The 14,595-nt window shown below is 71.4% G+C and carries 17 protein-coding genes; 1 reads left to right on the forward strand and 16 read right to left on the reverse strand.

Annotated elements, in window-relative coordinates; all coding sequences use genetic code 11:
• Positions 1–4: 4 nt before the first annotated feature.
• From sctR to D7X12_RS18505, 7 genes are all read right to left on the reverse strand, one after another.
• On the reverse strand, positions 5–733 hold the full coding sequence (sctR, locus tag D7X12_RS18475) for a type III secretion system export apparatus subunit SctR (RefSeq protein WP_120626589.1): 729 nt from the start codon (positions 731–733) through the stop codon (positions 5–7).
• On the reverse strand, positions 730–1,197 hold the full coding sequence (locus tag D7X12_RS18480) for a flagellar biosynthetic protein FliO (RefSeq protein ID WP_244224625.1): 468 nt from the start codon (positions 1,195–1,197) through the stop codon (positions 730–732). The genes sctR and D7X12_RS18480 overlap by 4 nt, the downstream gene beginning before the upstream one ends.
• A gap of 20 nt (positions 1,198–1,217) precedes the next feature.
• On the reverse strand, positions 1,218–2,372 hold the full coding sequence (gene sctQ / locus D7X12_RS18485) for a type III secretion system cytoplasmic ring protein SctQ (RefSeq protein WP_244224626.1): 1,155 nt from the start codon (positions 2,370–2,372) through the stop codon (positions 1,218–1,220).
• 153 nt (positions 2,373–2,525) lie between these two features.
• Positions 2,526–3,005: a hypothetical protein gene (locus D7X12_RS18490; RefSeq protein ID WP_120626592.1), complete on the reverse strand. Its 480-nt coding sequence runs from the start codon at positions 3,003–3,005 to the stop codon at positions 2,526–2,528.
• A 16-nt stretch (positions 3,006–3,021) separates the two neighbouring features.
• Positions 3,022–3,840, reverse strand: coding sequence for a flagellar M-ring protein FliF (locus D7X12_RS18495; protein ID WP_120626593.1), 819 nt, complete (start codon positions 3,838–3,840; stop codon positions 3,022–3,024).
• 15 nt (positions 3,841–3,855) lie between these two features.
• Positions 3,856–4,350, reverse strand: coding sequence for an ATP-dependent helicase HrpB (locus D7X12_RS18500; protein ID WP_120626594.1), 495 nt, complete (start codon positions 4,348–4,350; stop codon positions 3,856–3,858).
• A gap of 12 nt (positions 4,351–4,362) precedes the next feature.
• A complete protein-coding gene (locus D7X12_RS18505; protein ID WP_120626595.1) occupies positions 4,363–4,869 on the reverse strand; it encodes a hypothetical protein in 507 nt (168 codons plus the stop codon).
• Positions 4,870–5,096: 227 nt separating this feature from the next.
• Between D7X12_RS18505 and D7X12_RS18510 the strand changes: the two genes are divergently transcribed.
• Positions 5,097–5,423 (forward strand): PilZ domain-containing protein, encoded by a 327-nt coding sequence (locus D7X12_RS18510; protein ID WP_120533093.1) that lies wholly within the window; start codon positions 5,097–5,099, stop codon positions 5,421–5,423.
• 3 nt (positions 5,424–5,426) lie between these two features.
• Here D7X12_RS18510 and D7X12_RS18515 read toward each other — a convergent pair whose 3' ends face one another.
• From D7X12_RS18515 to D7X12_RS18555, 9 genes are all read right to left on the reverse strand, one after another.
• On the reverse strand, positions 5,427–5,828 hold the full coding sequence (locus D7X12_RS18515) for a response regulator (protein WP_120626596.1): 402 nt from the start codon (positions 5,826–5,828) through the stop codon (positions 5,427–5,429).
• A 139-nt stretch (positions 5,829–5,967) separates the two neighbouring features.
• Entirely contained in the window at positions 5,968–6,693 is a 726-nt protein-coding gene (locus D7X12_RS18520) for a tetratricopeptide repeat protein (protein ID WP_120626597.1), read from the reverse strand.
• Positions 6,690–8,567 carry a BatD family protein gene (locus tag D7X12_RS18525; RefSeq protein WP_120626598.1) on the reverse strand — a complete coding sequence of 626 codons (1,878 nt, stop codon included), beginning with the start codon at positions 8,565–8,567 and terminating at the stop codon, positions 6,690–6,692. Before D7X12_RS18525 ends, D7X12_RS18520 begins: the two co-directional genes overlap by 4 nt.
• Positions 8,551–9,555 (reverse strand): tetratricopeptide repeat protein, encoded by a 1,005-nt coding sequence (locus D7X12_RS18530; protein ID WP_120626599.1) that lies wholly within the window; start codon positions 9,553–9,555, stop codon positions 8,551–8,553. The genes D7X12_RS18525 and D7X12_RS18530 overlap by 17 nt, the downstream gene beginning before the upstream one ends.
• Positions 9,552–10,607: a VWA domain-containing protein gene (locus tag D7X12_RS18535; protein ID WP_120626605.1), complete on the reverse strand. Its 1,056-nt coding sequence runs from the start codon at positions 10,605–10,607 to the stop codon at positions 9,552–9,554. The genes D7X12_RS18530 and D7X12_RS18535 overlap by 4 nt, the downstream gene beginning before the upstream one ends.
• Entirely contained in the window at positions 10,607–11,617 is a 1,011-nt protein-coding gene (locus D7X12_RS18540; protein WP_120626600.1) for a vWA domain-containing protein, read from the reverse strand. The genes D7X12_RS18535 and D7X12_RS18540 overlap by 1 nt, the downstream gene beginning before the upstream one ends.
• Positions 11,592–12,578, reverse strand: coding sequence for a hypothetical protein (locus D7X12_RS18545; RefSeq protein WP_120626601.1), 987 nt, complete (start codon positions 12,576–12,578; stop codon positions 11,592–11,594). The genes D7X12_RS18540 and D7X12_RS18545 overlap by 26 nt, the downstream gene beginning before the upstream one ends.
• Complete coding sequence (locus D7X12_RS18550; RefSeq protein ID WP_120626602.1) at positions 12,575–13,456, reverse strand: DUF58 domain-containing protein; 882 nt, start codon at positions 13,454–13,456, stop codon at positions 12,575–12,577. The genes D7X12_RS18545 and D7X12_RS18550 overlap by 4 nt, the downstream gene beginning before the upstream one ends.
• A gap of 28 nt (positions 13,457–13,484) precedes the next feature.
• Positions 13,485–14,474 (reverse strand): AAA family ATPase, encoded by a 990-nt coding sequence (locus D7X12_RS18555; protein WP_120626603.1) that lies wholly within the window; start codon positions 14,472–14,474, stop codon positions 13,485–13,487.
• Positions 14,475–14,595 lie beyond the last annotated feature (121 nt).

A 14,595-nucleotide genomic window follows, 5' to 3' on the forward strand; every position in this document is an offset into this window, starting at 1 on the left:
GACGTCACCGGTAGCCGAGGATGAGGCCCCGGGCGAGCAGCGCCCAGCCATCCACGGCGACGAAGAGGAGGATCTTGAACGGCAGGCTCACCTGACTCGGCGACAGCGTCTGCATGCCCAGCGCGAGCAGCACGTTCGCGATGACCATGTCGAGCACCAGGAAGGGAAGGAAGACGATGAAGCCAATCTGGAAGGCTTCCTGCAGCTCGGTGATGACGAAGGCCGGGATGACGACGAACAGGTCCGTCTCCTGCACCTGGTCCGATTCCTCTGGAGGTCGCAGCTCGCGGGCCAGGTCCACGAAGCGCGCGCGCTCCTCCGGACTGCCGTGCTTCATCAGGAAGCCGCGCAGGGGCTCCGTCACCTGCTTCGCGGCGGAGAGGAGCTGCGCGCCGGAGTGCACCTCCTCGTACGCCGCCTGTCCCGCGTCGTACATGCGCTCCATCACCGGGGCCATGATGTGCCCCGTCAACACCACGGCGAGCCCCGTGAGCACCACCGTCGGCGGTGCCTGCTGCGTGCCCATCGCAGAGCGGGCCAGCGAGAGCACCACGGCGATCTTCGAGAAGCTCGTCAGCATCAACACCGCGAACGGCAGCAAGGACAGCAGCGCGAGCATCCCCATCATCGCCAGGGGGCTTCCTGCGTAGGACGCCTGCGCCAGGGACTGCTCCGCGGCGGACGCGAGCGCCGGGATGAACAGCGTTCCAATTCCCCACCCGAAGGCCCTCATCCCCCACCCCGCTTGCGCGAAGCGCTGCACACCTGTCGGGCCCGTTGCGCGCGGGTGAAGAGCACTGTCGCTTCCAGGTCCAGGTCCACCCGACGCTTCACTGGCAGCGAGGGCTTCGATACGGGAGCAACCTCCGGCTCCCGGGCCTCATGGATCTCCGCGAAGGTGTCTCCGTACGCCACCAGGTAGTGCCGTCCCTCCACCTGCACGAGCGCGAGGCCACAGCGCTGCGAAAGCCCCGTCCGGGAGACGATGCTCAGGGGCTCCACGCGGGGCGCTCTCACGTCCCCGGTTCCGCTTCCCTGGCGGGACAACACCCAGCCCAACCCCGCCAGCGCCATCGCGCCCACCAGCAGGCGCGAGGTGCCGACCCACGACAAGCCACCCAGGGGCGCGAGCGTCGCCAGGCCTACGAGCAGCGCCACCGCGCAGAGCAGCCGGCCCCGCGGAGAGAAAGAAGACACGAGGGCATTCATCGGCGTGCTCACGGCAACAACGCCAGGATGCGGGCGCCCACCTCGCCCTCGATCTCCACCAGCTCCGCACGTGCGACCACGCGGTCGCCCACGCGCAGCAACACGGGGCTGCTCGCGTTGACGTGCAACGGCAGCAACGTGCCCGGCTTCAGCGCCGCCAGCTCCGACAAGGGCAGCAGCACCCGCGTCAGTTCGATCTCCACGTCCACCGGAAGCGGGGGCATTGCCTCGCTCCGCTTGTTCGTCACCACCATGTCCGACTCCTGTCGGGCCGCGTGCGAGCGCACGCTCCCCGTCGAAAAACCGTCCGCGAGAAACTCCCCCCGGAGCACGAACCCCCGTGCGATCAACTGGCCCCTGCCCAGGAGGCGACCGTCCCGGAGGCGCACTCCCTCGAAGAGCACGACGTCTCCCGCGGACAGCGCGTCCACCGCGGCGAGTTGCAACGGGCTGCGGCCCACGAGGCAACGCGCGGGCACGGACGCCGCCAGCACCTGGGGCGCGAGGTCCGTGCCTGGCTCCACGGGCAGCTCCTGGAAGGCGGTCTGGACTGCGCGAGCGGGCAGCAGCACCCGGCCTCCCGCCTTCACTCCCTCCACGGACAGGGACAGGGCCACCGCCACGTAGGGCTGGCGCGCATCCACCCGCGTCAGCACGTCGCTCCGCCGCATCGACACCGCGGACAGCCGGGGCCCCAACCTCCGCATCCAGGCTCCGTGCCCGCGCATCGCGGCCAGGGCCGACAGCAGCAGGTACACCAGCGTGGACTCTTCCAGCCGCGTCAGCTCCGTCACCGGCCCTGGCCGCAGCCCCGTTCCCGCCAGCCGCGCCAGCGCCGCGAAGACCAGCGGCACCTCCAGCTCCACGATGGCCGTCCCCCCCACCGCCGACAGCTCCACGAGCGCGAACACCACCCCCAGCGCCAGCTCCCGCTCCGGCTGGACCGCCGCGTCCACCAGGTGGCCCTCCACCTCGACGGCAGCGCCCACGTCCCGGGCCAGGGCCGCGCCCACTTCACGAAGCACCTCCGCGCCCCACCGCGCCACCTGGGGCCGCTGTCCCAACAGCAGGTGGGCTCGCGTCAACCGGCGCATCCCCAACCGGTACGGGCGCATGGGCTTCTTCGCGGGGCTGGGGGTGGACCTGCCAGGACTCGTTTCCATCCGGGACTCCAGGCTGCAAGGGGACACACGCCTCCTGTGCACGGACATGGCCAGGGCCCGGCCCGTGGAATCAGGGTGTTGGCGCGAGGGCGACGTCCGGTATCGGGATGCGGCGTGTCGGGTTCGGGATGGCGCTCTCCGAACCGGTCCGCTTCAGCGCGTGGCTTCGCGGATGCGCCGCTCCGCCAGGGCGACCAGGACCGGTGCCGACTCCGCGACCGGGACCTCTGCCTCAAGGTGCGGGAAGCGGCTGCGGTGGTATGGCGGAAGCCGCTGGAAGACCGCCTGGCGCAGGGCCTCGGGAGCCGCTTCCAGCAAGGCGCTCAGCCGGTTCGCGGCGTCCGCGCGCTCACCGAACTCCACCGCCACCTTCGCCTGCCGCTGGGCCGAGGGCATGGCGGCGAACCGCTCCAGGTGGAGCAGCGCCCTCCCCGCTTCCGCGTCCACCAGCCCCTCCAACAGCTCCGAGGCACGCTCCCGCGCCAGGACGCAGACGACCAGCGCGATGCGCTCCAGGGACAGGGACAACGCCGGCAGCGTGACGTCCACCACCGTCGCTGGAGGCGCCTCCTTCCGGGCCGGTAGGAGCTTCCGGGCCAGCCGCATCGCCCGGCCCACGCGTGTAGCTTCCATGGCACCCATCTCCCGCTCAGGCCAGCTTGCGGGCGGAGCCCGGGGTCACCACCGGTCGCGCGGGCGTCAGTGCGGCAGGGGCGGCCACCACCGGAGGCTTCTCCGCCAACGCCCGGTAGTGCCGCCATCGCAGCGTGACCCAGACGAGCGCACCGGACAGGCCCGTCACCAGCACGCCCAGCAGCGCGAGCAACAGTCGCAGCCGCAACGGCACCGGAGCACCGGGGGGCGACGGCGCCTCCACCCGCGTCGTCACCTCGTCCACCAGCAGCGACACCGCTTCGGGCGCGAGCCCCTCCACGCCTCCCGCGATGAGCTCCCGCAGCGTGTCCGTGGATTTGCGCACGCGCGCCGCGCTGCCCGGGGCCGTCCGCAGCATGGCCGAGGCCTTCGACGGCGTGGGCGTCTGGCCCGGCCTCGGCGGGGTCGGCACCACCAGGTGCACCCGCGCCAGCAGCACCCCGTCCACCGTCTGGAGCGTCTTCTCCAGCTCCCGCTCCATCACGCGGATGCGGCAGAGCTGCTCCTCCAGCGGGGAGCGCACGAGGCCGCTGCCTCCGAACACGTCGCACCCGGACTCGGCCGCGAGCCGGGGCAGCCCCAGCTCCGCCAGGATGCGCACCGCGTCCGAGGACTGCGCGTCCGTCACCTCGATGGCCCAGGTGGGCTTCTTGCCCGACTCGGGCACCTTGCGCGCGTCGAGCCCCCGCTCGACGAGCACCGTCTGCAGCTCGTTGGCCTGACGCTCGTCGAGCCCGTGCTGGATGCGCTCCCGACACGCCGAAGCGCCCAGGAGCAGGAGGAAGAAGAGACAGCGGAAGGGAGCGGAACGCATGGGAAGGGGAACTCCTCAAACCTGGGTCTGGAGGACCTGCTTGACGCCGCCGGTGGCCTTCTCGACGACCTTGCCGGCGAGATCGAGCTCCTGGCTGGCGCGGTAGACGTGGGCCTGGAGCGCGAGCAACTCCGTGGGGCTGAACGTCCGGCCGGACTCGGCGAGCTTCAGGATGTGGTCCAGCCGCTGCTGCGCCTGGCCCACCCGGTCCAGCACCTCCACCACCTGCTGGCCCCGCGCCGCCTGCACCGAGTCCACGCGCGCGCCCGGTGTCACTTCCGCGCAGCCCGCCCGCGCCTTCTCCACCCCCTCCGCTCGCGCCGGGCCGGCGGTCGCCTCAGCGGGCGTCCGCACCGGACGCGGCGGTCCCTCCGTCGTCACCGGCACGCCGCGCGCCCCCGGGCCGGGCGTGCGCATGTCCTCCAACACCTTGCCGAACGTCTCCCTCCCGGACTCCACCGCGGGCGAAGGGCCCGCACCGCCCACTGCTCCCAGCTTGTCGATGGCCATCGCGGACGCGCCTCAGCGGATGTTGTTGATGGCGGCCTTCGCCGAGTCGTGCCGGACCTTCATGATGTTGGAGATGGCGTTGTGCTCGCGGCTCTCCTTCTGCATCTCGTTCTGGAGCGCGAGGTAGGCCACGTTGAACTTCTGGCCCTCCGCGTTCATCAGCTTCTGCGCCTCCATCAGGTCCCACGCGTCCCCCTGCCCCGTCGTCCCTCCCGCCGTCGTCCCCGTGGCGTGCGCCGACATCGCGGAGGTGCTCGCGCCTGTCGCGGATGCACCGCCCGCCGCGGAGGCGGTCAGCGCCATGGGAGAGGGCACCGCGGCGGACACCGCGCCGCGCAGGCCGGCCACCGCCGCGCTGGAGATGACGCCCGCGGGCAGCATGCCGCCCACCAGTCCGGCCCCCGTGCGCACCACTTCGCGCGCCGCTCGCGCGAACGTGGGGCCGAAGTCCGTCTGCGGCGTCTGGCGCGGAACGGTCTGGGCGATGCTCAACGAGGAGATGCGACGGTCTGGATCCACGGGGTGCCTCCGGCTGCGATTCGCCGGAGCTGCCTTCCACCGCCCATGCCAGCCGCCAACTGCCTGAAACAACTCAGTCCCGAGCATCCACACCGTCCCGGGAGCCCTCCGGCGTACGGGCACCGGGTCCACGACGCGGGACGGGCGGAAGAAGCCGGAAAACTTGCCTCATCGCCAACCTGCATCAGAGTTGTCGCGTCCTGTCGCACCCGAAGGCGAGCACTCCGATGATGACCCCCACTGGCGGACCCCGAACGACCGAGCGCTACCACCCGCGCGTCGAAGCCCGGCTCCAGGTCAAGGTGCTCCTGTCGGGCCGCACCGTGCAGGCGCAGGCCCGCGACATCTCCATGAACGGCCTGTTCCTCCAGGCCCACCCGGCCGACTCTCAGCGCGCGCTCACCATCGCGCTGCCGCTGCCGGGTGACCGGGAGCTCGTCACGATGTGCACCATCCGCCGCCGGGAAGTGGACGGCGTGGCGCTGGAGTTCGGCGAGCTGGACTGGGACGACCTCATCGCCCTCGCCCGCTTCCTCCACCCGCACCTGCCCTGAGCGTCAGTCCGCGGCGGCTCGCGCCGCGCGCAGCCGCTCCACCAGGTCCATCAGCTCCGCGCCACGGAAGGGCTTGTGGATGTAGCCGTCCGCGCCCGCCTGCGTCGCGCTCGCCACGTCCGCCTTCTTCGCCTTCGCGGTGAGCATGTAGATGGGCACCCCCGCGGTCGCCGGGTCGCTCTTCAGGATGCGGCACACGGAGATGCCGTCCAGCTGGGGCAGCACCACGTCCATCAGGATGAGGTGGAAGGTGCCGCCGCGGGCCAGCTTCAGGCCCTCCAGCCCATGCGCCGCGCACACCACGTCCACCGCGCCGTCGCTCAACATGGAGCGCACCAGCTCGCGGATGACGGGCTCGTCCTCGACGAGCAGGATGTGGAAGGGTGCCTGGGCGTTGCCAGCCATGGTTCCTCGGGGGCCCCTCGTAGGACATTGCCCCGACGACGTCCAGCGCAGCCACGTCGGGGAAGTCCCCCTCTGTACGAAAGCGGGCCACCGCCGGTTTGCCGGACTACCCCGGAGGCCCGGGTCCGGCCGGCCCCGCCTAGATTTCAGCGACGCCGTCGCGCTCCGCCCAGCCTTCCAGGCCGTTGGGCAGGCGGATGCGGACGTACTTCCCGGTCTCCTCGAGGAGCTGCACCTTCAGGCCGGCGTGCACCTCGAAGAGGGAGCGTGCTTCGGCGCGGGGCAGCTCCCGGGCAACGAGCGTGGGGGACAGCACCACGGCCTCATGGACGTTCTGGTGCACCCAGATGTGCGCCGCCAGGAGCATCCCCGCGGGCACCGCCGCCGTGAGGCACAGGCCCGCCACCACCGCCACCACGGTGCGCCTCGCGGAGGGGAACACGCGCCGCAGGAGCAACAGGGCGAACCCCAGGAGCCACGCGGCCAGGAACACCCAGGCCGCCGCCGCGCCGTCCGTGGCCGCCGCCAGCCTTGGCAGGAAGGCCTCGTCCGGGGTGGAGCCCACCACCTTGTCCACCTGCCGGGCGCGCGCCAGGGCCAGGTTGGCCTCCAGGTCCTCCGAGCGCCCTCCCTGCTTCCGGGCCTGCTCCAGCGCCAGCACCGCGCGGCCCAGGTCGCCCCGGGCCAGGTGCGTGGTGCCCAGGTTGTAGAGCACGTCCGGCCCACCGAAGCCGTGCGCGATGAGCTTCTCGTAGCTCTCCTGCGCGGTGGGGTAGTCCTCGCGGCCGTACGCCTCGTTGGCCTGCTGGAAGACGGCCTGCGCCTCCTCGGCGGTGTAGTAGCCCTGGGTCGCCGCGTCGCTCATCCGCCCCAGCCTTCCATCACCGCCGCCGCGGTCGCCAGCACCTTGCGCCGCTCTCCCGGCTCCACGCCGCCGCCATAGCGGCCCAGGTCACACGCCTCCAGCACGAAGAGCACGCGGGAGCGCGCTTCCTCGCCCACGCCCGCCGACGCCAGCTTCGCCCCGAGCGCCTCGCGCGTCAGTCCCCCCACGGGCGAACCGAGCTGCGCCTCCAGGAAGCCGACCATCGCCTTCTCCACCTCCACGTAGAAGGCCCCCGCGTCCGCGCCCGCCTTGAGCGCTTCCGCTTCCGCCAGCCGCTTGCGCGCGGCCTTCGCCTGCTGCCGGCCCCGGCCCGCCTGGGAACGGGTGGCCAGACGACCCCGCATGCCGCCGATGAACGCCACGCCCGCCAGCAGCCCCAGCGGCGCCAGCACGCCCACCACGAAGTACGGCCGCATCCACACGGGCTGCGACGGCCCCACGAAGTGCGCCGAGTAGCGCACCGGGCGCAGGCCCCCCGCGGTGAGCACGTTCTTCTGCTCGTTGGCCGCGTCCGCCACCTGCGCGGGCGTCATCGTCGACGGCAGCGCGGACACGCCTCCCGCGCCCGCCTCCACGGTGACCGTCACCGGGTCGGTGCGCGCCACGTCGTACTGACGGCGCGCGGGGTCGAAGTAGGGGAACTGCAGCGCGGGCAGCGTGAAGGTGCCCGTGCGCTGCGGCATCACCAGGTACTCCACCACGCGGCGGCCCTGGATGCGGTTGCGGTTGGGCGTGAGCTTGTCCGTCGTGGAGGGCTCATAGATCTTCAGCGCGGCCGGGCCGGTGAGCTTCGGCGGGGTGACGTTCTTCACGTTGCCCACGCCCTCCAGGATGACCTTCACCGTGATGGGCTGTCCCAGCTCCACGCGCGTCTGCGACACGTCGAGCGACAGCCGCCACGAGCCCACGTTCGCGTTGGAGATGTTCGGCGGCGCCCCGGGTGGCAGCGGCCGTACCTTCACCTTCAAGCCGTTGGAGACGCGGTGCACGCGGTGGCCCGCGAAGAGGAAGCCCGTGGTGATGTCCGCCTCCGCAGGGGTGATGGCCAGCGTGCCCGCCTTCACCGGGAACAGCGCGCGGCGGCGCAGCAGGTAGGCCCGGTACGGGATGCCGTCCACGACCTTCTGCTCGCCCGTGAGCTGCGTGGGGCTCTCCACCTCTTCCGTCCAGAAGCCCTCCAGCTTGGGCATGGTGACGGCGTCCACGCTGGACAGGTCCACGCGCGAGTAGATGTAGAGCGACAGCGTCGCCTGCTCGCCCACGTAGAGGTCGTCCCGGTCCAGGCTCGCGCGCAGGAACAGGTCCGAGTCCCCGCGCGGAATCACCGGCTCGTCGTCCTGCACGTCGGGTTCGTCCCCGAACGGATCCGGCATGTTGCGGAAGTTGCGGAACGGATCCGGCAACCCGGGCCGGCCACCCTGCTGCGCCTGGGGCGCACCGCCCGCACGGCCCTCGCGCGCCGTCATCGGGATGGCTTCGGTGCGCAGCGTGCGGCCCCCCACGGTCAGCGTCGCGGGCGGGATGGTGAACCTGCCCGCGCGCGCGGCCCGCAGCGTCAGCACATGGCGCGTGACGTCCTGGATGACGGCGGGGCCACCGCCGGACAGCGAGATGGAGCGCTGGCTGCCGCGCGACGAGGACAGCACCTCGAAGTCGTCGGACTCGGGCAGGCGCACCTGGGCGTTGGACGGCGCGTCCACCACCACCACGGTGAGCGTGAAGGTGTCGGTGGTGCCCACCTCGTTGCGGTCCACCGTCTGGTAGAACTCGATGTCCGCCGCCCACGCCGGCGCCGTGGCCAGGAGGGCGAGCACGGCGAGCAGCGCCGTGCGACCGCTACCAGTCCTTCTCATTGGGCTTCCTCGGCTTCTTCTTCTGCTGGAAACGCCAGAGCTGGAGATTCTTCTCGTTCTGCTTCATCGCATCCAGCAGGCGCTCGGCCTCCTGCCGGTCGACGTCTCCCGGAGACACGCCTCCGTCGCGCGGGTCCCGCTCCGTGTCCTCCTCACCCTCGCTGCCGCCGTCCGTGCCGCCGTCCTTGGGGTCGCCGTCGCCCTCGTCCTGGCCGCCGTCGGCGCCGCCATCCGCACCGCCGTCGCCCTTCTGGTTGGGGTCCTGCTTCCCACCATCCGAGCCGCCGTCCGCCCCGCCGTCACCGGGCCCCGCATCACCGCCGCCGCCATCCGCGCCGCCGTCGGTGCCGCCATCCGCGCCACCATCGGCGCCTCCGTCCGCACCGCCGTCGGTGCCGGCATCCTCCGGCGCGCCGCCATCGCCCTTCTTGCCACCGTCCTCGCCGCCGTCCGGACGCCCGCCGTCGTCGCCGCCGTCGCCTCCGTCCGCGCCACCATCTGGCTGGTTCTTCTGGGGCGGCGGCAGGTCGCGCAGCACCACCTCGTAGTTGTGCCGGGCCTGCGGATCCGTCGGGTCCAACGTGAGCGCCCGCCGGTAGGACTTGAGCGCCTCCGCGCGGTCACCCGCCGTGGCCGCGAGGTTGCCCAGGTTGTACCAACTCTTCTGGGCCAGGTCGGGCTGGCGCGAGGACTCCGCCACCTGCTTGAAGGCCTCACGCGCTTCCGCCGCGCGGCCCAGCTTCGCCAGCGCGTCCGCGCGGTTGAACTCAACAATCGGGTCGTTGGGCCGCTCCTTCTTCGCGGCCTCGAAGTCGCGCAGCGCGTCCTCGTAGCGGCCCGCCGCGTAGGCCTCACGCCCTCGCTGCACCAGCGGGTGGTCCTTCTCCAGCGGCCCCACCGCCCACGCGGGCCCCGGCAGCGCGAGCAGGCCCGCGAGCCCCACCGCCACCGTGCGCGCCGCGCGCCGTCGCATCGAACGCGCGCTCATGCGGGCCTCCGACGCGAAGGCAGCAGCACCATGCCCAGCACCAGCAGCACGAGCCCGGGGATGGCGAACACCTGGAAGCGCTCGTCGTAGCGGACCGTCACCCGGCTCTCCAACTCGCTCTTCTGCAGCTGGTCGATGCGCTCCACCACCTGCCCCATCGCCACGCCGTTGGGCTGGTAGAAGAAGGCCCCCCCCGTCGCGTCCGCGATGGCCGTGAGGCCCCCGCGGTCCAGGCGGGTGATGACCGTGTCGCCGTTGCCGTCCTTCTTGTAGTCCACGAACTCGCCGCGCCGGTCGTACACGGGGATGGGCTCACCGGACTCGGAGCCCACGCCCACCGCGAGCACCTGCACGCGCGCGTCCTTGAGCGCATCCGTGGCCTCGCGCACCTCGCCGGTGAGGTCCTCGCCGTCCGACAGCAGCACCACCACGCGCTCCTTGGAGCCGCGGTCCGCGTTGTCCAGCACCTGCTTGGCCAGCTTCAGCGCCGCGCCCACGTTGGTGCCGCCCTGGGGCATCATGTCCGGGTCCACCGCGCGCAGGAACAGCTTCACCGCCGAGTAGTCCGACGTGAGCGGCGACTGCACGAACGCGTCCCCGGCGAACACCACCAGCCCCGCGCGGTCGCCCTTCAACTCGTCCAGCAGCGTGTTCAGCTCCAGGCGCGCGCGATCCAACCGGCTGGGCTGCACGTCGCGCGCGAGCATCGACTTGGAGGCATCCAGCGCCACCACCACGTCGATGCCCCGGCGCTTCGTCAGCTCGCTCTTCGTGCCGCACTGGGGCTGCGCGAGCGCGAGCCCGAAGAGCATCAGCCCCACGCCGTACAGACCGCCCTGCAGCGCCGGGCGCCACACGGACACGCCGGGCGCGAGCGTCGCCACGTGCCGCTCCGCGATGAGCGCCGACAGCCGCGTCCTGCGGCCCAGCGCCTTCAGCAACACGAGCACGCCCAGCAGGAGGCCCACCAGGAACAAGCCCAGGAACAGCGGCTGCGCCAGGCCCACCTGGTAGCCCAGCAGCGTGAAGCGCCATGCCTCCAGCGTCGGCATCATGGGAACACCCGCAGGACGGTGGCGCGCAGCAGCAGCTCCAGCGCCGCGAGCCCGAAGGCCAGGAGCAGGAACGGGTGGAAGTTCTCCCGGTACGTGGCGCTGGCGCCGCCCTCCATCAGCTTCGAGCGCTCCAGCGCGTCCAGCACCTTCTGCAGGCCCTGGCGCAGCCCCTCCGGGTCGGTGGCGCGGTAGTACTCGCCGCCGGTGCGGTCCGCGATGTCCTGCATCAGCTCCGGGTTGATGGGGATCTCCGTCTCGCGCCACACGGTGTTGCCGAACAGGTCCGTGCCCTGCGGGAAGGGCACCTTGCCGCCCTTGCCCACGAGGATGGTGTAGATGGGGATGTTGAGCGACGCGGCCATGTTCGCGGCGTCCAGCGGCGAAATCTTGCCCGCGTTGTTGTCGCCGTCGGTGATGAGCACCACCACGCGGCTCTTCGCCTCCGAATCGCGCAGGCGGTTGAGCGAGGTGGCGATGGCGTCACCAATCGCGGTGCCGTCCTCCAGCACGCGGGTGCGCAGCTGCTTGAGCACTTCCTTGAGCACGCCGTAGTCCAGCGTCAGCGGCGACTGCGTGTACGCCGCACCGGAGAACACCACGAGCCCCAGGCGGTCGTTCACGCGGCCGGTGATGAACTCCGCGAGCACTTCCTTGGCCACGTTCAGGCGGTCCTTCGGACGGAAGTCACCCGCCTCCATGGAGGTGGACAGGTCCAGCGCGATGACGATGTCGATGCCCTCCACCGACAGGTCGCGCACGCGCGAGTCCCGCGACTGCGGCCGGGCGATGGCCACCACGGCCGCCACCACCGCCGCGGCGCGCAGGATGGGCAACAGCGGCAGCAGGTACGTGCGCAGCCCGCGGCCTCCGCCTGCGAAGACGTGCGCGGCGGAGAAGCGCAGCGTGGCGCGGCGGCGGCGCTCCCAGAAGGCAAGCACGAGCAGCAGCGGCGCCAGCAGCAGGGCCCAGAGCGCCTCCGGGTTATTGAACGCGAGGTCCGGAGGCATCGGGCTTGGGGGGCGGAGGGGGGAGGTACGTCTTGGCCAGCAGGTCGTAGCCGAAGGCCAGCGACTGCGCGCAGGACTCGGGGGTGGCGTCCGCGCGGGCGTACTTCACCAGGTCCGACTCGGAGATGAAGCGCATCAGCGCGTTCTCCGGCAGGCCCGGCGTGGGCAGCCTTCGCAGGGTGGTCATCAGTTCGGACGAGGTGCACTCCAGGGCCTCGAAGCCGTAGCGCTCGCCCAGGTAGCCGCGCACGATTTCGGAGAGGCGGATGTAGAAGTCCTTCACGAGCCCCCGGCCGGGCAGGTCCTCGCGCTTGAGCGCGTCCAGCGACTGGCGCACGCGCACGTCCAGCGGCAGCACCGGGACGACCTTCTCGCGCCTGGGCCGCCGCTGCCACCAGCGCACCAGCGCCCAGGCGATCAGCCCCACCGCCAGCGCCACCGCCAACGCGTAGAGCAGCGTCCACGAACGGATGGGCACTTCCTGGGGCGGCTGGTAGTCGAACAGCTCCGCGCCCTGCCCGTTCGCGTCGGGCGGCAGCGTGGACGCGACCGCCACCGACTTGCCCTTGAGCACGAAGCGCCGGGGCCCGTCCGGCGTCGCCACGTCGAAGGCGAGGTCGGGAAGCTGCACGTCCCCCAGGTCGAACGCGGAGAAGCGCAGGCCGAACGTCGTCGTCGCGTCGTTGGCGCTGTCCTGCCGCTGGCGCGTCTGCTGGAGCAGCTCCACGGAGCTCTCGCCCGTGGGCGCCACCAGTTCGTAGCGCTGGTCCTTCGGGTGCGTGAGCGTCACCACGTACTGGAACGGCTCGCCGATGCGCACCTCTTCCGGCTCCACGCGCGCGGACGCGCCCGTGGGCGTCACCGACTCCAGCACCACCGGGGCCTTGGGCGCGGGGGCCTGGGCGTGCGCCACCGGAACGCTGACGAACAACACGGCCGCGAGGACGAGGACGTGCCTCATGCCGCCATCCTCCGGGCGCGCGCGCGGAAGAACTGCGCCAGCGCCTTGCCGTGGTCGTCGCCCGCGCGCAGCTCCACGTGATCCAACTCCAGCTTGCGGAACAGCTTGCGGCGCTCGTCCCGCTGGGCCTGCATGGCGCGCGAGAACCGGCCGCGCACGGCGGAGGAGCTGGTGTCCACGACGAAGCGCTCCCCCGTCTCCGGGTCTTCCATCTCCACCAGTCCGTGGCGGGGGAAGGCCTGCTCCAGCGGATCCTCGATGACCACGGGCACGAGGTCGTGCTTGCGACCCACGAGGCGCAGCGGCTTCTCGTAGCCCCTGGCCAGGAAGTCCGACACGAGGAACGTCACGGCCTTCCGCTTCGACACCCGCGTCAGGTACGTGAGCCCGGAGGCCAGGTCCGTGCCCCGGCCCTTCGGCTTGAAGGTGAGGATGTCGCTCACGAGCCGCAGCACGTGCGTGCGCCCCTTGCGCGGCGGGACGACCTTCTCCACGCGGTCGGAGAAGAGGATGAGCCCCACGCGGTCGTTGTTGGCGATGGCGCTGAAGGCGATCTGCGCGGCCACCTCCGCGGCCACCTCCGCCTTGGTGCGCTCGCGCGAGCCGAACTCGTTGGAGGCGGACACGTCCACCAGGAGCATCACCGTGAGCTCGCGCTCCTCGGTGAAGACCTTGATGAACGCCTCGTTCATGCGTGCGGTGACGTTCCAGTCGATGAAGCGGATCTCGTCACCGGGCTGGTACTGCCGCACCTCGGAGAAGGCCATGCCGCGGCCCTTGAACACCGAGTGGTACTGGCCGGCGAGCATGTCGGAGACCACCTTGCGGGTGCGGATCTCCAGCTTGCGGATGCGGCGGATGAGGTCCTTGGGCAGCACGTGGGCGGGCTCGGGCGGCGGCGGGCCGTCAGGGGACTTCCACGCGGTCGAAGACGCGCTGGATGATCTTCTCCTGGGTGAGCTCTTCGGCCTCGGCCTCGTACGTCATCGCGATGCGGTGGCGGAGCACGTCGAAGGCGATGGCCTTCACGTCCTCCGGGGTCACGAAGCCGCGGTGGCGCAGGAATGCGTGCGCGCGCGCGGCCTGCGCCAGGGCGATGGTGGCGCGCGGCGAGGCGCCGAACTGGATGTAGTCCGCCAGGTCCTTGAGGCCGTAGCGCGCGGGCTCGCGCGTGGCGAACACCACGTTGAGGATGTACTCCTTCACCTTCTCGTCCATGTAGATGGCATGGACGAGCTCGCGGGCGCGCACCAGGTGCTCCAGCGCGATGACCTTCTGGGCCTTCGGAGAAGAGCCACCGGACATCCGGTCCATGATGACCTTCTCTTCATCACGGGTCGGGTAGCCCACCTTCACCTTGAGCATGAAGCGGTCCACCTGCGCCTCGGGCAGGGGGTAGGTGCCCTCCTGCTCGATGGGGTTCTGGGTGGCCAGCACGAGGAAGGGCGAGGGCAGCCCGAAGGTCTGGTCGCCGATGGTGACCTGGCGCTCGGCCATGGCCTCCAGGAGGGCGGACTGGACCTTGGCGGGGGCGCGGTTGATTTCGTCCGCGAGGACGATGTTCGCGAAGATGGGCCCCTTGCGGACGGTGAACGCGGCCGTCTGCTGGTTGTAGATCATCGTGCCGACCAGGTCCGCCGGCAGCAGGTCCGGGGTGAACTGGACGCGCATGAAGGTGGCGCTGAGCGAGTCCGCCACGGTGCGCACGGTCAGCGTCTTGGCGAGGCCGGGCACGCCCTCCAACAGGACGTGGCCGTTGCACAACAGGCCGATGAGGATGCGTTCGAGCATGTACCGCTGCCCGACGATGACCTTGCCGGTCTCCTGGTTGAGGACCTCGACGAAGCTGCTTTCCTGCTGCACGCGTTCGGTGAGCGCGCGAATGTCGGTGTTCATGTCCCCTCTGTCGGCCTGGGCGGCGGGCAGCCTAGGGTTCCCGGGCGTCCGGCTCAACACCGCTGAGGTCCGGACATTCCGCCAAAGCGCCCCGTCCCGTAAAGGGTCATCTCCCATGTCC

Source organism: Corallococcus sicarius (assembly GCF_003611735.1).
Taxonomy (GTDB): Bacteria; Myxococcota; Myxococcia; order Myxococcales; family Myxococcaceae; genus Corallococcus; species Corallococcus sicarius.